General features: G+C 55.4%; 28 protein-coding genes and 1 tRNA gene. 12 read left to right on the forward strand and 17 right to left on the reverse strand.

Annotation, left to right across the window (positions count from 1 at the left end):
- Positions 1-359: 359 nt before the first annotated feature.
- The 4 genes from ACN0XZ_RS17625 to ACN0XZ_RS17640 all read right to left on the reverse strand — a co-directional run bounded on the left by ACN0XZ_RS17625 (position 360) and on the right by ACN0XZ_RS17640 (position 2,020).
- Positions 360-578 (reverse strand): hypothetical protein, encoded by a 219-nt coding sequence (locus ACN0XZ_RS17625; RefSeq protein WP_417459126.1) that lies wholly within the window; start codon positions 576-578, stop codon positions 360-362.
- 70 nt (positions 579-648) lie between these two features.
- Entirely contained in the window at positions 649-1,011 is a 363-nt protein-coding gene (locus ACN0XZ_RS17630) for a hypothetical protein (protein WP_417459127.1), read from the reverse strand.
- Positions 1,012-1,087: 76 nt separating this feature from the next.
- Positions 1,088-1,276: a hypothetical protein gene (locus ACN0XZ_RS17635; RefSeq protein ID WP_417459128.1), complete on the reverse strand. Its 189-nt coding sequence runs from the start codon at positions 1,274-1,276 to the stop codon at positions 1,088-1,090.
- 159 nt (positions 1,277-1,435) lie between these two features.
- Complete coding sequence (locus tag ACN0XZ_RS17640; RefSeq protein ID WP_417459129.1) at positions 1,436-2,020, reverse strand: hypothetical protein; 585 nt, start codon at positions 2,018-2,020, stop codon at positions 1,436-1,438.
- A 192-nt stretch (positions 2,021-2,212) separates the two neighbouring features.
- On the opposite strand from ACN0XZ_RS17640, the gene ACN0XZ_RS17645 reads away from it, so the two are divergent.
- The 8 genes from ACN0XZ_RS17645 (at position 2,213) to ACN0XZ_RS17680 (ending at position 9,042) form a co-directional block, all read left to right on the forward strand.
- Complete coding sequence (locus tag ACN0XZ_RS17645; protein WP_417459130.1) at positions 2,213-3,892, forward strand: HK97 family phage prohead protease; 1,680 nt, start codon at positions 2,213-2,215, stop codon at positions 3,890-3,892.
- A 39-nt stretch (positions 3,893-3,931) separates the two neighbouring features.
- Positions 3,932-5,578 (forward strand): phage major capsid protein, encoded by a 1,647-nt coding sequence (locus tag ACN0XZ_RS17650; protein ID WP_417459131.1) that lies wholly within the window; start codon positions 3,932-3,934, stop codon positions 5,576-5,578.
- Between the two features lie 120 nt (positions 5,579-5,698).
- The gene (locus ACN0XZ_RS17655; RefSeq protein WP_417459132.1) at positions 5,699-6,121 is read left to right on the forward strand and encodes a hypothetical protein; all 423 of its coding nucleotides are present in this window, start codon (positions 5,699-5,701) and stop codon (positions 6,119-6,121) included.
- An 88-nt stretch (positions 6,122-6,209) separates the two neighbouring features.
- On the forward strand, positions 6,210-6,833 hold the full coding sequence (locus ACN0XZ_RS17660) for a hypothetical protein (RefSeq protein ID WP_417459133.1): 624 nt from the start codon (positions 6,210-6,212) through the stop codon (positions 6,831-6,833).
- A gap of 239 nt (positions 6,834-7,072) precedes the next feature.
- Entirely contained in the window at positions 7,073-7,843 is a 771-nt protein-coding gene (locus tag ACN0XZ_RS17665; RefSeq protein ID WP_417459134.1) for a hypothetical protein, read from the forward strand.
- The gene (locus ACN0XZ_RS17670; protein WP_417459135.1) at positions 7,843-8,277 is read left to right on the forward strand and encodes a hypothetical protein; all 435 of its coding nucleotides are present in this window, start codon (positions 7,843-7,845) and stop codon (positions 8,275-8,277) included. Before ACN0XZ_RS17665 ends, ACN0XZ_RS17670 begins: the two co-directional genes overlap by 1 nt.
- A complete protein-coding gene (locus ACN0XZ_RS17675; protein WP_417459136.1) occupies positions 8,274-8,612 on the forward strand; it encodes a hypothetical protein in 339 nt (112 codons plus the stop codon). Before ACN0XZ_RS17670 ends, ACN0XZ_RS17675 begins: the two co-directional genes overlap by 4 nt.
- A complete protein-coding gene (locus ACN0XZ_RS17680) occupies positions 8,605-9,042 on the forward strand; it encodes a hypothetical protein (protein ID WP_417459137.1) in 438 nt (145 codons plus the stop codon). The genes ACN0XZ_RS17675 and ACN0XZ_RS17680 overlap by 8 nt, the downstream gene beginning before the upstream one ends.
- A gap of 18 nt (positions 9,043-9,060) precedes the next feature.
- On the opposite strand, the gene ACN0XZ_RS17685 is transcribed toward ACN0XZ_RS17680, so the two are convergent.
- From ACN0XZ_RS17685 to ACN0XZ_RS17745, 13 genes are all read right to left on the reverse strand, one after another.
- Entirely contained in the window at positions 9,061-9,321 is a 261-nt protein-coding gene (locus tag ACN0XZ_RS17685; RefSeq protein ID WP_417459138.1) for a hypothetical protein, read from the reverse strand.
- Between the two features lie 28 nt (positions 9,322-9,349).
- Positions 9,350-9,580 carry a hypothetical protein gene (locus ACN0XZ_RS17690; RefSeq protein ID WP_417459139.1) on the reverse strand — a complete coding sequence of 77 codons (231 nt, stop codon included), beginning with the start codon at positions 9,578-9,580 and terminating at the stop codon, positions 9,350-9,352.
- 357 nt (positions 9,581-9,937) lie between these two features.
- Positions 9,938-10,618 (reverse strand): hypothetical protein, encoded by a 681-nt coding sequence (locus tag ACN0XZ_RS17695; protein ID WP_417459140.1) that lies wholly within the window; start codon positions 10,616-10,618, stop codon positions 9,938-9,940.
- A gap of 178 nt (positions 10,619-10,796) precedes the next feature.
- Entirely contained in the window at positions 10,797-11,003 is a 207-nt protein-coding gene (locus ACN0XZ_RS17700) for a hypothetical protein (RefSeq protein ID WP_417459141.1), read from the reverse strand.
- Positions 11,004-11,171: 168 nt separating this feature from the next.
- Positions 11,172-11,378, reverse strand: coding sequence for a hypothetical protein (locus ACN0XZ_RS17705; RefSeq protein ID WP_417459142.1), 207 nt, complete (start codon positions 11,376-11,378; stop codon positions 11,172-11,174).
- Positions 11,375-11,620, reverse strand: coding sequence for a hypothetical protein (locus tag ACN0XZ_RS17710; RefSeq protein WP_417459143.1), 246 nt, complete (start codon positions 11,618-11,620; stop codon positions 11,375-11,377). Before ACN0XZ_RS17710 ends, ACN0XZ_RS17705 begins: the two co-directional genes overlap by 4 nt.
- Positions 11,621-11,624: 4 nt before the next feature.
- On the reverse strand, positions 11,625-11,825 hold the full coding sequence (locus ACN0XZ_RS17715; protein WP_417459144.1) for a hypothetical protein: 201 nt from the start codon (positions 11,823-11,825) through the stop codon (positions 11,625-11,627).
- A complete protein-coding gene (locus ACN0XZ_RS17720; RefSeq protein WP_417459145.1) occupies positions 11,818-11,985 on the reverse strand; it encodes a hypothetical protein in 168 nt (55 codons plus the stop codon). The genes ACN0XZ_RS17715 and ACN0XZ_RS17720 overlap by 8 nt, the downstream gene beginning before the upstream one ends.
- Before the next feature lie 154 nt (positions 11,986-12,139).
- On the reverse strand, positions 12,140-12,715 hold the full coding sequence (locus ACN0XZ_RS17725) for a DUF1643 domain-containing protein (RefSeq protein ID WP_417459146.1): 576 nt from the start codon (positions 12,713-12,715) through the stop codon (positions 12,140-12,142).
- On the reverse strand, positions 12,699-12,962 hold the full coding sequence (locus ACN0XZ_RS17730; RefSeq protein WP_417459147.1) for a hypothetical protein: 264 nt from the start codon (positions 12,960-12,962) through the stop codon (positions 12,699-12,701). Before ACN0XZ_RS17730 ends, ACN0XZ_RS17725 begins: the two co-directional genes overlap by 17 nt.
- 17 nt (positions 12,963-12,979) lie before the next feature.
- The gene (locus ACN0XZ_RS17735; protein ID WP_417459148.1) at positions 12,980-13,423 is read right to left on the reverse strand and encodes a hypothetical protein; all 444 of its coding nucleotides are present in this window, start codon (positions 13,421-13,423) and stop codon (positions 12,980-12,982) included.
- A complete protein-coding gene (locus ACN0XZ_RS17740; protein WP_417459149.1) occupies positions 13,420-13,764 on the reverse strand; it encodes a hypothetical protein in 345 nt (114 codons plus the stop codon). The genes ACN0XZ_RS17735 and ACN0XZ_RS17740 overlap by 4 nt, the downstream gene beginning before the upstream one ends.
- A 26-nt stretch (positions 13,765-13,790) precedes the next feature.
- Positions 13,791-13,929, reverse strand: a tRNA-OTHER gene (locus tag ACN0XZ_RS17745).
- Positions 13,930-14,224: 295 nt separating this feature from the next.
- Here ACN0XZ_RS17745 and ACN0XZ_RS17750 point away from each other — a divergent pair.
- The 4 genes from ACN0XZ_RS17750 to ACN0XZ_RS17765 all read left to right on the forward strand — a co-directional run bounded on the left by ACN0XZ_RS17750 (position 14,225) and on the right by ACN0XZ_RS17765 (position 19,168).
- Entirely contained in the window at positions 14,225-14,650 is a 426-nt protein-coding gene (locus tag ACN0XZ_RS17750) for a hypothetical protein (protein WP_417459150.1), read from the forward strand.
- 21 nt (positions 14,651-14,671) lie between these two features.
- Positions 14,672-15,292: a hypothetical protein gene (locus ACN0XZ_RS17755; protein ID WP_417459151.1), complete on the forward strand. Its 621-nt coding sequence runs from the start codon at positions 14,672-14,674 to the stop codon at positions 15,290-15,292.
- A 232-nt stretch (positions 15,293-15,524) separates the two neighbouring features.
- Positions 15,525-18,224: a tape measure protein gene (locus ACN0XZ_RS17760; RefSeq protein WP_417459152.1), complete on the forward strand. Its 2,700-nt coding sequence runs from the start codon at positions 15,525-15,527 to the stop codon at positions 18,222-18,224.
- Positions 18,225-18,226: 2 nt separating this feature from the next.
- Positions 18,227-19,168: a hypothetical protein gene (locus ACN0XZ_RS17765; RefSeq protein ID WP_417459153.1), complete on the forward strand. Its 942-nt coding sequence runs from the start codon at positions 18,227-18,229 to the stop codon at positions 19,166-19,168.
- Positions 19,169-19,176 lie beyond the last annotated feature (8 nt).

The following is a 19,176-nucleotide window of genomic DNA, read 5'->3' on the forward strand; positions in this document are numbered from 1 at the left end:
TGACGTTGAATTGTGCATTTGGTCCGTCTCGTGCCAGCAGCCTGCCATCGGGTCGCGAATGTCGCCTTCCCACTCTGGCGGCAATAGATCACTGCCGTCAATTCGATCAATCTTGTATCTGTACCGCTGGGGCGGAAACTTTGCGTCCTGCTCCTTCTCATTCATCACCGCAAATCTCGCGTCCTCGATTGATTCAAAATCACACCACGGCAACCACTCCTTAGGGTCCGCGCCCTCCAAAGCCCTGATGGATACCCGATACGGTAGATAGCAACGTGATGCGTTGGGAACATCAGTGGTTACCGTTTTGTTTGCTTCGCTCATTCTCTTTTTCTCCCGATGCCCTGTGTTCACTAACGCTACGCCGACTTGCCGCACGCGACTTTGACGCACGCAAGAATCAGTTCCCTGTGGTCAACCATATCCCACGAGCCTCGCCCCATGCCGATTTCGTCTTCCACCGCCTCGATATCGCTTTCGGTTATCTCGTCTGCCGTGATGCTGGCCAACCGCTCTCGCTCGACAGTCGCAGCCTCATTGCATGCCGCAAGTACGCTTGCTAGGTCTTTCGTGTTCATTTGGCTCTCCATGTAACCTTGTTTTGTTAGCCCGTTACGAGTGTAGTTTACTGCCTTGAAGCAACGGGCGTTAGGCCATCAACGATTCATGCCGAATGCAGAACCGTGCATCAACCCACGCCTCTTTGCACTCATCCAGTGCTTCGGCTGCGACCCACTGATCGGCGGGGATGTCGTCGACGGTGACGCCTGCGAGGTCGTTTGCGTCGCAGCACGCGAGCCGTGCAACTTCACTTCGGAAGTGGTCGGCGATTTCGTCGTAGTTGTCGATGAACGCAAGGATTGCGTCATCCTCTTCGACTCGCTGCATACAGACGGTCAGCGTTTCGCGGGTGTCGACGCACCGATCGTCGATTCGCTTCCAGTCGATCTTTACCGATCCGCCAAGGGTGGATGCGGGCCGCTGAACGTAGAAGCTGTAGATCTTGGTCATGGCCTGCCTTTCGTGTTGAGTGGTGAAGAATCAGCCCCCCGCCGTTTGCTGCGGCGGGGGGCGTTCTGCTGTCGGTCTAGTCGCGGAAGATCTGCAATGCGATCGTTTGCAGTCGCGGCTCGACCGACGATGCCAATCGGCGGTTCTGCGATTCGGTTGGCAACGAAGCGAAGCCCGGATCTCGCAAGAGCTGGCAAGCGACCTTCTGAACAGTGCGGATATCAGTTTTCTTTGCCCCTGCGATCTTGATCGTTGCTGAAGTCATTTCGTCGTTCCTTTTGTTGCGGTGTTGCTTGCTTGAACGCCCGTATGATACACAACGTATCGTCACAGTCAACACCTTTCTGGAACTTTTTTGCACAAAAAAACGCAGGTGAGTTTTTCACCTGCGTTTTCGTTAGTCGGGCCGATCGCGGTTGTGCCGTTAGTCGATCCGAACCACCGACAACTGAGCGTCGACGGGTGTTAAGTTTGGCGTGCCCGATTCGCTGGCCGTGTAGACGCTGAGCACGGCGTCGGCGGTGGGGCGGTAGATCCACGTCATCGAGGCATTAGTAGGCACGTCGGCAGCTTCGGCTTCGAGTCCGCACGTTGCGCCCGTGATGGCGGTAGTGCCATTGCGAAGGGTGAAAGCGACTTGGATATCGGCGGTGCCGACCAAAGCGGTAATGTCGAAGCTGACCAAGTAAGTGCCGCCTCCAAGCAAGGTGACGGTATCGTCGGCAAGCGTTGCGACGACCGATTGATCGCCGTCATCGGCTCCCGATTCTGCAACGGCTGCGAAGCCGGTCATCTTGGCGGCAGTGGTGGAAAGGGCCTGGGCGGTTTCGCCGCCAGACACGTAAAGTCCGCCGTATTTCGCCGACGCGTCATCGACGACGGCGAATGTGCTGAGGCAAAAGACGGCGACGGCAAGGATTGCTGTTAACGGTTTCACTTGTGGAGGCTCCATTAAGGGTGCTGGGTATGTGTTGGCCGTGGCGGCCATGCATTGCAATGCGTGCTGCATTTTGTACCCGTTTCGCTTCGACGTGTCCACGGCTGGCGTCGTTTGGCTAATACTATGCCTGTTGCAATAGAATTACCGAAATGGTAATAATTGCCTACTTAATCGACGCGGACGGAATATCGCGACGATCAAACGACCATCGCATGGAGTCGCACGGTCAAACCAATTCGTTATCTGGTTTGGGGCAAGTGCATGACTCTAGCGACATTCAAGCAATACGTTATCGACGGCAAAAGTCGTTACGCCGTCCCTGCATCGAAGTATCTCAGTGACTTCGCCGCCTGCCTCGCTGGCGATGGTGGATGCCCGGTCAAGTTGTTCGATTTGCAGTCAGCGGACGCCTGGACCAAGGCTCTTGAAGTCGCAAAAACCACGCTGACGTTCCATGATCCCGCCAGCGAGATTCTCACCAAGAGTTTCAGCGACGGTGCCGAGATCCGCACGGGCGCAATCATGGAATACGAAGCGATCCTTTCCGCTTCGGGCAAAGACCGCGACGGCGACATTCTGCATCCCGAAGGAATGCGGATCGACACGAAACTGCCCGATCTGTGGCAGCACATCCAGGCGAGCCCCACCGGCGCACTGGTCGAGATCAAAGAACAGAATGCCGACCGCTTGGTCTGCAAGTTCGCCATTGCGGATACACATCTTGGTCGCGATACGGCTGCACTGATGCGAGTTGGCGCACTTCGCAAGAGCCACGGGTTCATGCCGGGCGTGAACGATGTTGTCGAGGCTCTTGGCTTCCAGAAGAACGCCAACGGGCAAGACGTCCCCACCGGGTTCCGCGTCAAGGGCTGCGACGTATTCGAGGCTTCCAATGTCTCGATTCCAGCACACCCTGGGGCTGAAGTCATCGCCCTTTATGAAAAGGAATTCGACGGCGTTTGCACGTTGTTCGGGCAAAAGGAATTCGAGTTTGACGCCGTGAATCGCTGGGCAAAAAGCGTTTACGATGCCCGCCCCGTTCAGGGCAAGGGCTTCACTGCTGAACCTGAATCGAGCGAAGCCACGACGCCGCAAGGCGACGAATCGGGTGATCTGAAGATCGTAAAGGGCGGCGTTAGCGTGACGGTGACACGCGGCGGGAACATCACAGTGTCCGCTGACAACGAATCGATGAAGCCCGACGTCGTTGATTCCGGCTTGAACTCCGGCGAAGACAAAAAGCCCGCCAAAGCGAAGCCAAAAGGCACTGAGTCGCTGGGCAAAGATGAAGTCACCAAGTCAGTCGGCGACGCACTCGAAACAAAAGCCGCTGGCTGCGGGTGCGGCAAGAAAGACGCCGCGACGCCGCTGGCTATCAAGGCATTCGACGCGGACTCACTGACCACAAAGAGTTATGGCGGCGGAATGCCGGATTACCTGCCCGGCTCTTTTGAAGAGATCCAACGCAAGGCCCGCAAGGCTGCGGAAAAGTCGCTTGAAGACGGCGGCGATTACGACGACGACAACGGCTGGTTGTCGATCATCGGCACCTATTCCGATCGTGTCGTTGTGTGCTGTCACAAGTGGTCGCGATCTGCTGGCGACAAGTGCAAATGCTACAGCGTCCCGCTGTCCGTCGGCACCGACGGCGAAGTAACGGGCGGCAAAGACTACTCCGAAGTGGAAGTGCAAGCCACTGTCGTTGAGAAGTCTCGAAACGATTCACTGGGTCTTTTCACAAAGACCTGGCGTCCTGAGCTGAATGAGGAAATTCAGATCAGCAAGATTTTTGCAACGGCCAAGGCGTCTGAAATCGCCAAGGCATTGGTTGCAAAAGCGATCGGGGGCGACGCGGAAGCGTTGCCAGCGATCGAACAAGCCGCGAGCGTCGTTCGCGGAATTGAAACCGATTCAGAGCAAATTTCTGCCCTGGATCTATAGACTTTTGGCCGAGGCTAGCGCCTCTGATGGAGCGATATTATGGCATTGGCGGTAACAAACCGATTGGTCCAGCATGGAGTTGAAAAGCTGGGTCTCGATCAAAAGCACCTGGATGCTGCGACCCGTGACGAAAACGAAGTTCGCAAGCACTTTGCGAATGCGATCGTCGAAGGGCAGATTAACGCGGATGAATTGGCCGAATTGACCAAGAAGGAAGCCAGCGAGAGCGAAGAGCGTTTTAACGCTGCTGTCGCTGCTGCTGTTACCAAGGCACTTGGCGGACTGAATCTTGGCGGGCAGCAAAGCACGCCATCGGAAACGCAAACCGCGACCGAAACCAAAGCCGTCGGTGACTCGATCGTCACTCAAGGCGTCAAAGGCGGTGACGGTGCAAGTGCTGCTGGCGATGTCCGCGTGAAGAGTGTTCGTGAGCGGTTCAGCACTGAGTCGCGGGCGGTTCAACGCAGTGAGATGAAGTCGCTGAAGGGCTTTGACGCAAGCGGAGCTTTCCAGATCCAGGGCGACTCGAACAACGGCTTTGAATCCCGCGAAGCGACCCACCCCAGCGAATGGGACAAGGCTATCGCTGGTGTGACCGCCAAACGCATGGTTAGCCGTGCTATGAAGGCAGCCGGTCGGCCTGTTCCTCCCCACTGCGTGTTCAGTGAGATGGATCAGCAGATCTGGAACGAGGCTTTGCACAAGTCGAAGTGGGTTGGCCCCGTCGGCGGCATGATCGGCGGCGACGACGGCGACGCGGTTGCAGGTCACGCTAAGGGCGGACGCCTGAACGAATTCCAAATCAAAGCGTTGCTTGACGACAACACGTCGGGCGGTCTGGAAGCCGTGCCGATCGAATTCGATTCGGCGGTTATCATCACCCCGTTGCTGACCAATGAACTGTGGCCGTTGGTCAACGAAACGCTGACCAGCCGTCGCCGAATCGAAGGATTTTCGATCGGGAATTTCACGCTCGGAAGCACTGCCGAGGGAACCGCGATTCCGCTGTTCGATACGTCGTCGTTCATCGCCGCGTTCGATACCGAAGTTCACCCTGTGACCGGTGCCGTTGAATTCGGCCTGGACTTCGCTTCGGATTCGCCCGTCGCCATCGCCGACCTGATGATTTCGCAATACGGCGAAGCCTACGGCAAGAAGATGGATGACATGATCGCTTCTGGAAACGGAACCGATGAAATTTTGGGGCTCATCAACACCGTCGGTTTGACTTCGGTTGACTCGATTCACGGCACGACTGGCCCGCACCGACTGGCGGATTATGAATCGCTGTTGTTCGCGGTTCCTAAGCAGTTCCGCACGCGATCTGGCAAGAATCGGTCGATCTTCCTGTCGAACGAGAAGAGTTACCAGCGTAGTCGTTCGATGCCTGTCGACGTCGACAACGACGACCGCCGTTTACTGGTTGGCGATCACAAGAACTACGAGGACTACATGACCGCTGGTCATCCTCACAAGATCAACGAATCGCTTGCCAACACCGAAGTCGGGTTCTTCTGCATGGACCAAATGAAGGTCTATCGCCGTGCCGGGTTCGAGTCGCTGATTGAGACACGCGGCAAGGACTTGGTGACTCGCAACATGGGATTGATCGTCGTTCGTGCCCGTGTCGGTGGCCAAATGAAACTGGCTGCCGCTGGCGCACTTTGCGACGACATGAAGAGCTAGTCGATTCGGCTAGCTGTTAACCGTTCCTTTCGCCACGGGCCGCGTCGCTGTTTATTCGCCTTTCCGGCGGCGCGGCCTATTGGTTTATCACGACAACACAACATTTACAGGGGGCTGAGCATGGCCAAAAAGAAAGAAGATCCCGAAGTGAAGCCGGAAGTTGAAGCAGTGGAGCCGGAAGCAAAAACGGAAACTAAAAAGCCTGCTGCGGAACCCGCGAAGGCCGAAGAGCCTACGCCGTCGCCCGAGCCTGTAGCCGAAACCGCACCATCCCAGGCACTCGACCGCCGAACCGACGCCCTGCGTCGCATGGTGCTGAAACTTGACGACGCAGCACGCGACGCGATCCGTCCGCGAGTCAAAGCGAAACTGGAGGAGCTTGGCGTTCCGGCCAGCCAGCCGTTCGTGAAATTGGTCGGCAATGAAGCCGAATCGGCGACGCTCAATGTCGGCGGCATCTTGGCGTTTATCGACGGAATCGAGAACAAAGAAAGCCGCCGCGTGCCTGCCTTGCAATCGCTGGCGGCGACGATCGGCTTGTAAACGAACACTGACGTTCAGTTACGCCAGCGGCACGGTAGCCGCTGGCGAAGTTTTTCATTGATTGAAGATTGAATTGGGAGGGGAAGACTTGAGTATCGATTTATTTGAGCCAAGTAAAACGCACTGTGTCGAGATCGCTATTCGCCGAAACCGTAATCTGCGGTGGACGCCAACGCAGGACACGTTGCGAGGGCGATGGGCCATCGCTGAATCATCGGGTGCAGGTCGGAAGCAGGCCGCGTTGTATGAGATCGAAAAACTTGGCGACATCCCTGGAATCTATATCCAGGTGTGCACAAAAACGCAGGCGTGCCGGTTGGTTGACCCGCTTCAGTGCACCCCCAGCGGTCGCGAGTTGTTTCGGCGGATCGAACTGGTGTGCAAGGCTCACCCTGAACTGGCGGGGGCTCAGGTCCGCGTGATGGATGAGGCATTATTTGCCTACGACAGCCCAGACAGCGAATTCCCGAACCCGCAAATGGCAGCCGATACAGTCAAAACGTGGCTGTACTGGATGCGGCGTGGGGTGGTGTCAAAGAAACTCGTTCCGGTGGCAGGATACGTTGAGATCCCAAGTTACAGCGAGATCGCCGCATTGCCTGGAAAGACCGACGCGATTCCAGCGGATGAGCGGAACGCAAAAGACCGATATCGCGACGCGGTGCCGGTAAATGTAAAGGCGAATGACAAGAACACGGGCAACCGCTCGTAATCGCTCGCTGAGTAGTTTACCCCCCCCCCGCTACGCGGCGACCCGCCGACTGGCTTGTTCAGTCGGCGGGGTTTTCTCACTTGCAAAGGGCATGACGTGGACGATCTGAAGGTTAAAGACATCGCTTGCCCGAAGTGCAAGGGGCGGTGCGTTGAGCATAACGGCAAACATTGCACCGAGTGCCGTGGTAAAGGGCACATTGTCACGAAGACCAACGGCAGGTTTATTCAAAAATAGCCATGGCGATCTACACCGACGACGAAATCGCAACGCTCTTTGGCAAATGCTCGTTCAATGAGTTTACCCAGATTGAGCAGGCACAAATAACCGTTGCGAAGTCGCAAACGATCGCCGCGATTGCTTTGATTGTGCGGATTCCTGACTTCGGCGAACAAGTCGAGCGAACGGTTTACCTGCCGACAAATACCGGTTCGCAGCCGAGCAATTACGACACGATCGCCGACTACAAAGGGAACGAAAATATCCCTGCGTTGTTGTTGCAACATACACCGGTGATCGTCACGGATTTGCGAGTCTGGGAAGACACTGAAGCGAAGGCCGGGCAGGGCGACGACGATTTTGCCGACGATACAGAATTGACGATCGGTGAAGATTTCTGGCTTGATGGCCGACGGCAAACATCGGGCGGCGTGCTTATCTCCGATACGGGGATTCTCTATCGCAATGCTCGATGGTCGCCGACACCTGGAACGATCAAAGTGACGTACACGGGCGGACCTTCGGCGGAAACGATGGCGAATTACTGGGGGAATTTGCAGCGTGCCTACGCTCTGATCCTCAAAGACATCTACTATGCACTGCGCCGCGAATCGTCGGCAGAGTTCGCATCGGGCGTCATCAAGACCGGCGAATCGATCGGCAAGTACAGCACCAGTGGCAAGCATGTGTCGGATATCGCTGGCGGCTGGGGCTATTCCGCCGTTGGCTCCAATGTCCCGACCGACGCCTACCAGCTTCTTTCCCCGTTCATCGACGTGAGTTACCGCTAGTGAGTACCCAAAGCCTCGCAACCGGCGACACTATCTATTTCGTTCGCGCAAGCGGTGGCGGGATGGGGCGAAGTGTTACCTACAGCCGCGACGAATCGATCGGCGATGGGTTGCCTGTCGATTGTTTGGTGCAAGAAACCACGTCAAAGGAGAGCGGAATCCTTGACGCTGCGGGGCTGGCGTTTGGGTATGAGATTTTCTTTTCATCCGATCCCGGCATCGCTGGCGTCGAAAACGATCTATCCGTTTTCTGGAAGGATCGCGACGACGGTAGCCGACCGACGGGAACCTACGAACTGACCGACGAAAACGGCGAAACGGCAACGGGTTTGCGAATTGATGTTGTCGGTTCATTCAGCGAAGGGCGACCGGGCGAAACGCTGCTTTGGGTCGTCGTCGCCGCCACTGCTGACCAAAAGCGAGGTGGAACGTGATAGTCAAAAATCGCTGGTATGGCCCCGCTGTTCAGCGTTCACTCGACCGCCAAATCTCGCAAAGGGTTTACGCGGCGGGGCGGACCTTTGTTGAGCAACTGAAGGCGAACATCGGCAGGCCGTCGCCCGAACCAAGCAAGCCGGGCGAATATCCACGGCTTGATACCGGGGACCTTTACCGCAGCATTTCCGGCGTAATGAACCGCCAAGGGCTGACGTACATCGCGGGAACCGATGTTGAGTATTCGCAAAATATCGAAGCGATTCGCCCGCACTTGGTCCGCACACTCAAAGAGGCGTCGCCACGTATGCGACGGGCGTTTAAGAATGGCTAAACTCGCTGGCGATGTTGTCTTGTCGACGATCGAGACGGAGTGGCTTGCAGCGACCGCCACGGGCGAACCGCTGGAATCGCTAGGCGAGTATGGCTTGAATCGATCGCAGCCGGGGCAGGCTCGTGCCGTTCCGCGTGCCGTTGTGTTCGTCAATGATTCGGTTCGGCTGTCGACGACGAGCGTTTCAGAATACTGGTCAGTTCTGGTCGAGTTCCGCGTTTATGACGTTGGAACTGTTGAGATCCGCACGGCAAAGCAGGCCGTGCTTGACTGGCTGAGTGATGGCTTGCGTGGAACTCTTGCATGGACATGGCCAGCGGGCGTCGAACTGAACAAGGTTGAAATCGACAGCGACGGAACATCTAAGCCGGATGAGACCACGGGGCGAGGGGTGGTTAGGGTTCGGTTTGATGTTGGGATTGAGCAGTAGGTGGGAACATCCGCATCCCTACCATTCACTCCCGTGAACCTCCCGTATCGTCTTGACGCAATCGTCAAACGTTTTAGTGAATCGATGGTACGGCTTCCCGCCGCGATTTGTCACATCAACCACCCTCACTACTTCGGCTGAAATAAATTGGCGGTATTCCTCGACAAACGCACCGACGATTTCGTCTGGGCTTTCAAGATCGGTCGCCACGAAGTCGTCGACGATGCTTGACCATATCGCGAACCTCCCGTCTGGTTGCTTGATAATCTGCTTTCCCATCTGCATGTTCCTTTGATTGTTGCGTGGTCTATACCGCCGAATCCAGTACACTATCAACCCAGTCGCGATCGACGCCGGGCATTGCGACGCTGAATTCAACGTCGGGTGGAATGGCGTCGATATATTCTCGAAGTGCTTTCGCTACGGAGACGGCTTCTCTGTGTTTTCGCTCAAGCACTCGCGTGCTGAAGAATTCACCGCCGCTCGAAGTGACCGGCGGCAGCTCATCCCATGTTTTCACGATTTTAGTGTCGGTCATTTCTCGACTTCCGTTCTGTGGTTGTTGTTTATTTTTCGGAGTTATGCCTTGCGTAACACTGCCCGCTCGGTGCTAGTTTACATATCGGAAGGTTCGCAGTCAACACTTGAATTCGAGAATTTGATCTCCATTATTCCACCTTCACTAAAACTACTTCCCCGCCATCCACAAAAACCCGAATTGCTCTCAGTTCGTGGTAATCGTCGTGACTTGCGGGCACACAATGCTGACCGGCTTCGGTTTCGAGGCTTTTGCGGGTCATGACTTCGCCGGAATCTCCGCCGATGGTTCTCCATCCTGCGGATTCTTGGGATTGAACGACAGCTACCCGCAGCCCAGTCTCAGGGTGCTGAAATATCATTTTTCTTGTTCCTCGCTCTCGCCATCCACACTAAACCCCGCCGCCTCAATCGCCCGCGTCGCGATCACACACGTCGTCGACATCTTCGCCATCGATCCGCCGACGATTTCTTGATGCTTGGCGATGGCTCGGAGGGCGGTGAGTAACTCGGATTCTGTCGTCGACAAGTCTGGCGAAACGTCGGCGGGTTTGTGGCCGGACCGTCGCTCTGCGTCGCTGACATCCATTTGCTGGGCGGTTTCCGCGATCCTTTCTTCTAACAATCCGCCGTGTTCGGCCCCTAGCAAGACCGACTCGACAAGCGACCGTCTGCTACGTTCCGCGATGTTGCGAACCACCGGGTCATTTACCAATAGATATCGAACTGCCTTTTGCCGCTTTACTGCGTCGTCAAAACTGTCGGGCGGCATAGCGTGGTCGGCGGCATTGCAAACGGTGACAATACCCATAGTGTCCTCGCCCTCTGATTCTAACGCAGCATTCAGTTGTGCTATGTAGTCGCCTTTCCTAACCCTGCCCCATTCATAGCCCTGCATGAACATTCCACTGGCGGCATCCCAGTCAAAGCCGTCGGGAGATTCACTGAATAGCGATTTCTTCACGCCAGCACTGAACTCGTCGGCGGCTTCGTATTTGTTTCTGTACTTCTTGCCGGATGACTGTTTTCGACTGCTCATTGATTAACCTTTCCTTGTCTTGCCTCAATCTCTTCCATCGCATCAATCACGATCGCCTTTCGGTACGCATGATCGGCTGCGAAGCCGATGTACGCAAGGACCGGAACCAGGATTACGAGTGCGGCGATTTTGAGCCGATCGGCGGTTTTGTTGTCAGATTCGGATTGTTCGCTGCTTGTTAGGTGTCGCATTCCTTGGCGTCCATCTTTTTTTCGTACCGCTTGCCCATTGCTCTGATTCGCTTTGCAACTTCCTGGTACGCGGCTTTCTGTCGGTCGGCATTATCGCCGCCGAATTCTTCTTGGTCGATCAATTCCGCAGCGGCCTCGAATGCGTACAGCATATCGAGATCCCATTCAGGGTGTCGCTTGTGGTCGTCGCTCATTCTGGCCCTGCCCTTTTTGCCGCCTCCGCAAACGCTCTACCACGTTCGCAACTACAGTCTTTGAAGCGGAATGAAACGGCACCGTTTCCTCTGCCTACTTGGTACGCGATGTGCCCTTTGCCGCCGCACAGAAGGCAGCAATCGTCGGGCTGGATTTTGCGTTTATTGTCACTCATTTCTCTCAACCATCCCCACCGCCACCACAAGCACAGCGGCGAAATCCTCGTTTGTCATTTTCTTCACGCTGGTTTCGCCAGTTACGAACTTCCGCAGCGATTCAATCGTTTCGAGAATCGCAATATCGATTACGTCGCTCTTTGCGTCATCTAGCGGGTTAAATCGCTGCGGATCGTTTGGGTTCCATGTGTGTTTCATCGATCCAACCCCAATAATTCCGCCAACCTCTGTCGCATCAATTCCCGCTCAAGCCGCCGCCCCGCTTCAAAGCCTTCATCAAGCGTCAGCGAAAGCCGGTTGGTGAGAAACTTTCGGCGATCTTCGCCACTGCCAAGCGTATCAGGATCGCATCGCTTGTCGAATTCGTCGGATGTGACGATATCCGCGATGGCTGCGAATCGAAGGGAGGATTCGGATTGGGGTTTGTGTTGGTTGGTCATTTGCTCAATTCCCTCCAAAGATACGAAGCATCAACTCGCGATCTTCCATCACCGAGCAAGCCCCGGTAGCGAGAATCACCGCAGCGACACCTAGCAGGATCATCATGCAGCCGCAGCCTTCGCCTGCGTTAGCAGCAAGAACACTGCTGGCGGATGCGGCACGGCTAGTTTCGCGGGGCTGGCTTTCATTGTTTTTGTCACTCACCAGCCACCTCCTCAACCGCCTCCACGTAGGAATTAGCAAAGTCTTTCCGCCACTTCCGGTATCCCTTTTCTCTCGCATCTTCCTCCGATTCCGCCTCGACCGTAACGACTTGGCGGTTCACTTGGGAAATAAAGACGTCGTACTTTTTCTTTTTGCTCATTGGTTTTGTCTCTGTCACTGGTATCAACTGCAAGCCAACTCGCCGCAACGGAACGACGGTAACCCACTGCTTGCATAGTTCGCATTGCACTCGAAAACGTTTGTCGATTTCGGTGAAGTCGGCTTGGTTGTATTTGTGGGGGCAGCCCATGAAATCAAAGCCCCATCAACTCTCTGTCTTCTTTGGAGTACATGTATTTGTAGTTTGGATCGAAGAACGGTTCCGGCTTCGTATCGGCCCGCAGATAGAGCGGATGTTTCGGCCTGCCATATTTGGTTGTGCCGAGACAGCGAATTTCGCGATTAACCGCTTCGCACACCGCAACTTGCCGCTGTTCTTCGCAGTGCGACCCCCATGCAGCAATGACAATTCCGCCAGAGTCGACAGCGGCTCTTGCCACTGCGCCGATCATGGCATCGTTATGCTCTCCGACCGGCTCACCTGCCGCTTTCATGTCTTTGGGCTGCGTTGCGCTGAAGCCGTAGGCGTTCAGCATTACCAACTTCCCCAAGCCCCACGATTTCGCGAAGCCAATGCACCGACGAATCGTCGGATCGTCTTCTGTTTCGTCGGCGGTCGACGGATTGAGCCCGATAAAGACGCATGTTGCCAGCGATGGATTCCACTGCCGCCACAACGCCCATCGGTAGTTCCGGCATTCGCTGAATAATGCACCGCTCTTGGATTCGCCCATCACGTCGCCGATCACTGAATTACGCACTTTCGGCATCCTTTATTTCCTCAACCTCAATCGCCAACTTAATCTCACCCTCGATCTCGCCTTCGCCGCATTCAATGGAAAGCGTGACTTCGTTGGTGTTGCTAACACCGATCAACTTGTCGTACCCGCCGTTGCCGACCAATTGCGACGGCTGCGATTCCTGCAACGCGGCTTCGATCGCGGATTCTTCGTCGTCGGCTTCTACTGTCGCGGTTACGGTGGCGATGTAGGGAACGTGAACTTTGTATTTGGGCATCGTGGCTGACTCCTTCTCTAGTGCTTGGGTTCGGTCGTGGATTTGTAAACATCATAGATCGCGGAAGAAACACCGCTGCCGTGGCCGAACATCCGACCGATGATTGACCACGGTTCAATGCCTAAATGGTCAGCTTCCAATTCCGCATACCGGCAAACCTTTGCAAGCAGTTCGTCTTTGTCGGAGAGGATTCGTCGGAACCTTTCAATGTCGCCGCGAAGGTAAAGCAAGGCATCTTCGACTTTTTCGGCATGTTCCAGTTCCGCACAACTTCCCCGCGTCGCCTCAAACATCACCTGCGGATCAACAATCTCAACCAGCGTCGCCGCTGCGCCCGCTGCGTCATTGGGCGAAGTGTCGGGATCAAAGATGATATGCAAGAGTTCCTTAGCGTCGTTTTTCAGCCCGGCTTCGGGTTTCCAGCCGCCTGTGTAGTCGCCGGTTTTTGGTTTGGTGGTCATTCTGCCACCTCTTCATCGCCGTTTCGCAAAATCTCGACGATCGTGGCAAGCTGTGAATCGCTCAGTCGGCGGAACACGGTGTTGCGAACGATACTGATGTTTTCGGCACGTTCAGCCGTCGCCTTCATTTCAGCACGCAGTTCTTCCGTGACGACTTCGCCGCGATAGGGGCCACTACTCCATTGGCTCAATCCACGCACCGACAGATCGGGATTGAGGGTATAGGAACCACATACGATCCGCCCCGTTGGTGTGATGCGGTCGACTTTTTGGATCCAGATGTAGCCAGAACCGCTGCGGAATGCGAGTTCGTCGCCGACCTTTACTTTTCGCTTGCTCATTGTTTCCTTTCGCTGAAGAACCTAAAAGCGTCGTGGATGAATCGAACATCCGCCTATGGTTTCCGTCGCGATAATTCGGCTGCACATGCCATGTTCGCGATCTTCGGCACACAGCAACCAATCGCGGTTGCAACTTCCATCGTTCTGCCACTGAGCTAACGACGCAAGATTGGCGGCTTATCCGTTGACGGCACCGCCCGACCGTCGTCGTCTCTCTTCCGCGTCACATGGCACACCTCCCTTTCTTGATTCCAGGTTAACCCACGCGTTCTACGTTAGGCAGTCGAATATTACATTCCACCGCCACCCAGTCAAGCCCCAATTGCAACGCCCGTTGCATTTTCTTTGCGTCGCCAGCCGTTCCGTTAGGCTATTGCAACGCTCGTTGCAATAAAAAACTTGAACAGATACAATTTCGAGACTTGGGGGGGGAGTCCTAGAAACAAAGGAACCCCAAGCAATGGGCGCTATTTCGGGCCGATACGCGTGTGCAGAGTTGGACGGCGGAAGCAATCTGCTCGAAACACGAAAATGGACAATCAGCAAAACAATCAACGACATCACCTACGCCTCGTGCGAGACGGGTGATTACAAGTCGCGGCCCTCGGGCGGTCGGCTTGACGTGACGGGAACGATTGAGGGGGTCTTTGATCCTGACAACCCAATCATTACCCAGATCGACGTTGGCGACGTTCAGCGGATGAATTTTTACCACGACACCCGTACCGGCGGGACATATCACGCAATGTCGATCAAGATTCTCAAAATCGACCTGGAAGCGGATATCGAAGAGGGCGAGGTTCAGCCGTGGACAATGGACTGGGGAATCGTCGTCGACGCCGACAACGAAGAACCCGAATGGGATCAGACGGTAGCAGGATCATAATCACTACGGAGGGTGGGGAGCGTGAAAGAAGTTGATAAGCAAGCGTCGCCGATCGTGTGTCAGATCGGCGACAGCGAGGATTTTTTGACGTGCGAGCTAAAGCCGCTGTCGCTGGATCAAATGGAACTGTTGCTGTCGCATTACAAAGCGTCACAGTTGCAACTGGCGTACATGGCAGCAGAAGGGATGGCAGACGAAGTTGCCTATCGGGTGACCGAAGATGCCAACCGCCGCCTCGATTCAACATTTATCGGTGCCACTGGTTTTATTCAGTGGTGCCTGACGAATCGCAAGGCTCAAGTGCTGGCGATTCAGGAAGGGGCAGTTCCGCGATCGACCCAGCGAACGACGGTCGACGGCGGCATGGTCCGCAAATGGCTGGACCTTTCGGATACTTCGTTTGGCGGCAAACTCCGCGACAAAAACTTGTTGGAGTTCTACGCTCGCAGCGGCTTCGACTTTATCCGCGACATGCCCAAAGAATCTGAAGACGAGGGCGACACAAAAAACGAGGTGACGCCGGGACCGGAAGCGGGAACGGCGGAATCCGACTCAGCCAATACTACGACATCCTCTCCATCCCTCCCGACGGATTCGGCGGCGGTGGCTACGGGTGGCGACGAAGTGATATTGGAAAGTTAACGATACCGCAAGCCGACCACTACATCGACTTGCTAGCTCGCCGTGGTAAGAAGTCGAGCGGCGAACCGACGCCGACAAGTGAGGCACAGGAAAGAGCGGCGAAAACTGACCCTGCGAAACTTCGCCGAATCAACGCCGAACTGGAACAGCAGCGACGCCAAGCCTTCGGCACAGCGTCGCCCGAAGCGGTTGCTAAGAAACTGCGTGAACGGAATCAACGGAGCAAACAAAAATGACCGACGTTTTAGCTCGAAGCGTGGTCTATATCACTGGCGAGAATTCGGGGCTTCGTGCCACGATTCGCGGCAGCGAGGGTTTGCTTAGCAAGTTCGCGCAGAAGTTCACCGGCAAGACGCTGAAGATTGGTGGTGATAATTCGGGGTTGAAGGGAGTCCTGAAGGAGAGCGAGCGACTCCTGGCTGACTTCGCCAAGAAAGCCGGGTTGCATACGGTCAAGATTGGAGGGGCTTCAGCCACCAAACACGCTGCATCGAAACCAAAGTTCGACTGGAAGGAATTCGATGCACTTGCAAAGCGACGGTCATCTGAATCGCCAGCGCAGAAACGTGCTAGGGCGACTGCGAATGTCGCGGAACACGATAGAGTCCGCCGCCGATCAACTGCCAGACTTAAAGTAGGGGAAGGAGTAAGGATCGGTGCCGACGTTTCAGGCGTTAAACGTGGAGTGAGCGAAGCCGAGCGAATCATCCGGCAATTCATGCAGAGGCATGGCCGTCAGCGGGTGCAGTTCGGTGCGAACAATTCGGCACTGAATCGGGCTGCGGGAAGTGACAGCGGTCGGCCTCGCGGCGTTCGCGTTGCAACCGACAATCGCGGGCTGCGGTCTGGACTGCGTGAAGCCGCACGGATGATTGAGCGGTTTTCGCAGCGGTATGGCAGGGTGGGCGTCAATCTTCGCATCGCGAACCGTGCGGGTTTTCGGAATGCAGTCAGCAGTGCGTTCGTCGACTACACACGAGGGATCGAACGAATGCGGGCACTGCCGCGGATTCCGCTGCCGCCAGTTCGTGGCCGCGTCGTCACTAACCGCATCACTGGCGACACGTCGGGATTAGAACGGGCTGCTGCGAAATCGAAAAGCATTATCTCGCAACTGACCCGGCTTGCTGCCAAGGGCGTCACGTTCGGATTCGGATTTGCTGGGGGCAATGCACTCTTCAATACGGTTGCTAACGGAATTCATCGCGCCGGGAGTGCCGTATTGGGTTTGCCTGGACAGTTCATCAAAGCCGGGGCCGCCTACGACCGCACGATGGTTCAGCTCGAAGCGTCGATGGGGAGCATTCACAACGCAGAAGTGATGTACGCTCGTGTTCTGAAGATGGCCGCAAAGACCCCGTTCGATACGCAAAATCTCGCAAACGCCGTAGTGATGCTGAAGAACTACGGATTCGAGGGCGAGAAGTTGATTCCGATGATGAATTCCATCGGTAACGCGGCTGCGAATTCAAGCCAGGGGATGCAGGTTAGCGTTCAGGGCATCTCGCGGGTAATGGGGCAAATCAAGGCGGCTGGAAAACTCAATGCCCAAGATGTGCGTCTGCAACTAGACGGGACATACAACGTTGGCGCACAGAAGATGCTTCGTGAAGCGTTCGGGATGGAGCTAGACGGCATCAATGAGGCGATTGAGTCGGGTGCACTGACGATTGACCAAGTGCTCGATGCGATCCTGCAAGGGATGAATAAGAAGTACGGCAACTCGATGGACAAGTTGTCGAAGAAATACGAGGGGCTGATTTCGACTTTGGGCGACGTGTGGCAAGTCGCCATGAAGAAAATCGGGCAACCATTCTATGAACTGGCAACACTCAAATTAACCAACCTTGTCGCGTGGACCGACACCGCAGGCTTCGACCGGATCGTCGACGCTGCATCCCGAACCGTCGGCCTGTTAACCGAGATGGCAACCAAGGCGGGCGAAGCCGCTCTTAAGTTCGTCGGACTCGGAGACGGCAGCCTCGACGGCCTATCTGAATCGATCGCCGACGCCGTGGCATGGCTCGAAGTCATGTCAGAGTCGCCAGACGATTTCAAAACGGCGTTCGCCGCCGCCATGGAATACGCGACAGCCGCGTCGGCTGGGATGTTCTCCATGTTGACTGCTCAGGGTATTAAGACAGGCGTTGCAATCGGAACGGCGATCGGCAAGGGGCTGATTGAAGCATTAAAGGTCTCGATGAAGACGATGCCGATGGCGTTAGGTGGCAAGGATGGAGCGTCGCACGCGGTTGCCGACTCATTCGTCGCTGGTGGCAACTGGAAACTTAACCTGCTTGAAAAGGCAGGATTCACTACAGCCGGGAAGTTCAACAGTTACCTAAAGGACTTCCAGAAAGGCGTTTTTACAACGTTCGGGACCAGCGAAGAAGACGCTAGTGCGGTGGTTGGTAATACCAACTTCCGTGAACACCTCGCAGACACATACGAGAACCAGCAGAACGACCGAATCGCCCATAACTCACAGGCCGTCGCCGATAGCGTCGCGAAGGCACTAGGGATCAAGCTGGACAACAAAACTGTCAGCGGAATGAAGGATGCGGAAGATAAGTTCCTTGCCCGCATGGCCGAGATTGCCAATAAAGCTAGCGAAAGGGCGGACAAGCGGGAGTTAGAACGAGTTGTTGACAAAATCAAAGGCGACGGCCTGGCCGACAAGCCACTCACCCCTGAACCTCCGGCACCTGAAATCAAGCAAAAGGAAGAGGCAGCGAAAGCCAAGGAACCTCTGGCTGCAAAGTTCATGGAAACCGCTGGCCTTAATCGCTATTTCCAAGAGCAGCTAAAGCCTCGCAAAGAAGTGAAACTCATGGAGCAAAACAACAAGCTCGCAGAAGACAACATCAAGGCAGTCAACGGCGTAAGAGATGCTGTCGCAGCCAACACACCCGTCGCGGTTCATGGAGATTAGCAGTGGCGAAAGTGACAGTAGAAGGAACTGGCAACTGGGAAGAGTTGACGGATTTCAAATTTAAGATTGACCGGAAGAACATCACGCTCACGCGATCGTTCAAAATCCCCAATATCGACGACGGGGAAATTGATACGACAAACGCGGCGATCTTTGATTTCTTAGGCGATTGCTTCCCGAACAACCAAATAACGCCGGGGCGTTTTATTAACACCTCGTTCCGCGCCTACGTCGACACGGTTGATATTGTGCCGTTCCAGGGCGAAGAATCGAGATCGATCTGTGGTTCCGACGGTGAAGGCGATGTCGCGGCTTACGAAGCATATAAAGCGACTGTATCCTACGCCCGGCTTGATTACGGCGACGGCGGAAACGGTGGCGAAAGCGAAGATGAGCCGGATGACCCTGAGACCGGTAACGCTGAGATCGCCAAGATTACGCGGACATTCGGGACAGACACTCTGCTAAAGCCAGATTGGGCGATGAAGTGGGAGACGGGAGATCCCAATGACCCAGTGCCAGACGGCTTTTTAGCTACCCAAGTTGTTCCGTTTATCGAGTACCGAATCGAGTACCCTCGCATTCGCAAGAGCATGGTCCCTGAAGCGAAGATCGCGGAACTTGCTGGTCATGTAAATAAAAACAAGTTCAGCGACACAAACAAACTGTTTCCTGGTGCCGATGCCGAATCGGTTCTATTCGTGGGTGCCGACACAACAAACACGGCGCACGCTACGGGTGAACTGCGGCAAACCCTCGGATTGACGTTCCGCCGACGACTGCTGAAGAACGAAGCGGGTGAAGGGATTGGGTGGAACCATATCTATCGACCGAATCCAGGCAGCGGAAAGACTTGGGATCGGCTGCTGACGGAAGTTCCTGACGGCGACACGTCGTACCCGCTCGCAAATAGCTTCTACCCTCTTTTTAATATCAAGTTCTAAGGGGTAGG

This window comes from Kordiimonas sp. (genome assembly GCF_048264555.1).
Taxonomy (GTDB): Bacteria; Pseudomonadota; Alphaproteobacteria; order Sphingomonadales; family Kordiimonadaceae; genus Kordiimonas.

What these genes read in the sequence shown, in the direction of transcription:
- ACN0XZ_RS17625 (WP_417459126.1), bottom strand. Translation starts at nt 578, where the DNA reads ATGAACACGAAAGACCTAGCAAGCGTACTTGCGGCATGCAATGAGGCT.
- ACN0XZ_RS17630 (WP_417459127.1), bottom strand. Translation starts at nt 1,011, where the DNA reads ATGACCAAGATCTACAGCTTCTACGTTCAGCGGCCCGCATCCACCCTT.
- ACN0XZ_RS17635 (WP_417459128.1), bottom strand. Translation starts at nt 1,276, where the DNA reads ATGACTTCAGCAACGATCAAGATCGCAGGGGCAAAGAAAACTGATATC.
- ACN0XZ_RS17640 (WP_417459129.1), bottom strand. Translation starts at nt 2,020, where the DNA reads ATGCAGCACGCATTGCAATGCATGGCCGCCACGGCCAACACATACCCA.
- ACN0XZ_RS17645 (WP_417459130.1), top strand. Translation starts at nt 2,213, where the DNA reads ATGACTCTAGCGACATTCAAGCAATACGTTATCGACGGCAAAAGTCGT.
- ACN0XZ_RS17650 (WP_417459131.1), top strand. Translation starts at nt 3,932, where the DNA reads ATGGCATTGGCGGTAACAAACCGATTGGTCCAGCATGGAGTTGAAAAG.
- ACN0XZ_RS17655 (WP_417459132.1), top strand. Translation starts at nt 5,699, where the DNA reads ATGGCCAAAAAGAAAGAAGATCCCGAAGTGAAGCCGGAAGTTGAAGCA.
- ACN0XZ_RS17665 (WP_417459134.1), top strand. Translation starts at nt 7,073, where the DNA reads ATGGCGATCTACACCGACGACGAAATCGCAACGCTCTTTGGCAAATGC.
- ACN0XZ_RS17680 (WP_417459137.1), top strand. Translation starts at nt 8,605, where the DNA reads ATGGCTAAACTCGCTGGCGATGTTGTCTTGTCGACGATCGAGACGGAG.
- ACN0XZ_RS17685 (WP_417459138.1), bottom strand. Translation starts at nt 9,321, where the DNA reads ATGGGAAAGCAGATTATCAAGCAACCAGACGGGAGGTTCGCGATATGG.
- ACN0XZ_RS17690 (WP_417459139.1), bottom strand. Translation starts at nt 9,580, where the DNA reads ATGACCGACACTAAAATCGTGAAAACATGGGATGAGCTGCCGCCGGTC.
- ACN0XZ_RS17695 (WP_417459140.1), bottom strand. Translation starts at nt 10,618, where the DNA reads ATGAGCAGTCGAAAACAGTCATCCGGCAAGAAGTACAGAAACAAATAC.
- ACN0XZ_RS17700 (WP_417459141.1), bottom strand. Translation starts at nt 11,003, where the DNA reads ATGAGCGACGACCACAAGCGACACCCTGAATGGGATCTCGATATGCTG.
- ACN0XZ_RS17705 (WP_417459142.1), bottom strand. Translation starts at nt 11,378, where the DNA reads ATGAAACACACATGGAACCCAAACGATCCGCAGCGATTTAACCCGCTA.
- ACN0XZ_RS17710 (WP_417459143.1), bottom strand. Translation starts at nt 11,620, where the DNA reads ATGACCAACCAACACAAACCCCAATCCGAATCCTCCCTTCGATTCGCA.
- ACN0XZ_RS17720 (WP_417459145.1), bottom strand. Translation starts at nt 11,985, where the DNA reads ATGAGCAAAAAGAAAAAGTACGACGTCTTTATTTCCCAAGTGAACCGC.
- ACN0XZ_RS17725 (WP_417459146.1), bottom strand. Translation starts at nt 12,715, where the DNA reads ATGCCGAAAGTGCGTAATTCAGTGATCGGCGACGTGATGGGCGAATCC.
- ACN0XZ_RS17730 (WP_417459147.1), bottom strand. Translation starts at nt 12,962, where the DNA reads ATGCCCAAATACAAAGTTCACGTTCCCTACATCGCCACCGTAACCGCG.
- ACN0XZ_RS17735 (WP_417459148.1), bottom strand. Translation starts at nt 13,423, where the DNA reads ATGACCACCAAACCAAAAACCGGCGACTACACAGGCGGCTGGAAACCC.
- ACN0XZ_RS17740 (WP_417459149.1), bottom strand. Translation starts at nt 13,764, where the DNA reads ATGAGCAAGCGAAAAGTAAAGGTCGGCGACGAACTCGCATTCCGCAGC.
- ACN0XZ_RS17750 (WP_417459150.1), top strand. Translation starts at nt 14,225, where the DNA reads ATGGGCGCTATTTCGGGCCGATACGCGTGTGCAGAGTTGGACGGCGGA.
- ACN0XZ_RS17760 (WP_417459152.1), top strand. Translation starts at nt 15,525, where the DNA reads ATGACCGACGTTTTAGCTCGAAGCGTGGTCTATATCACTGGCGAGAAT.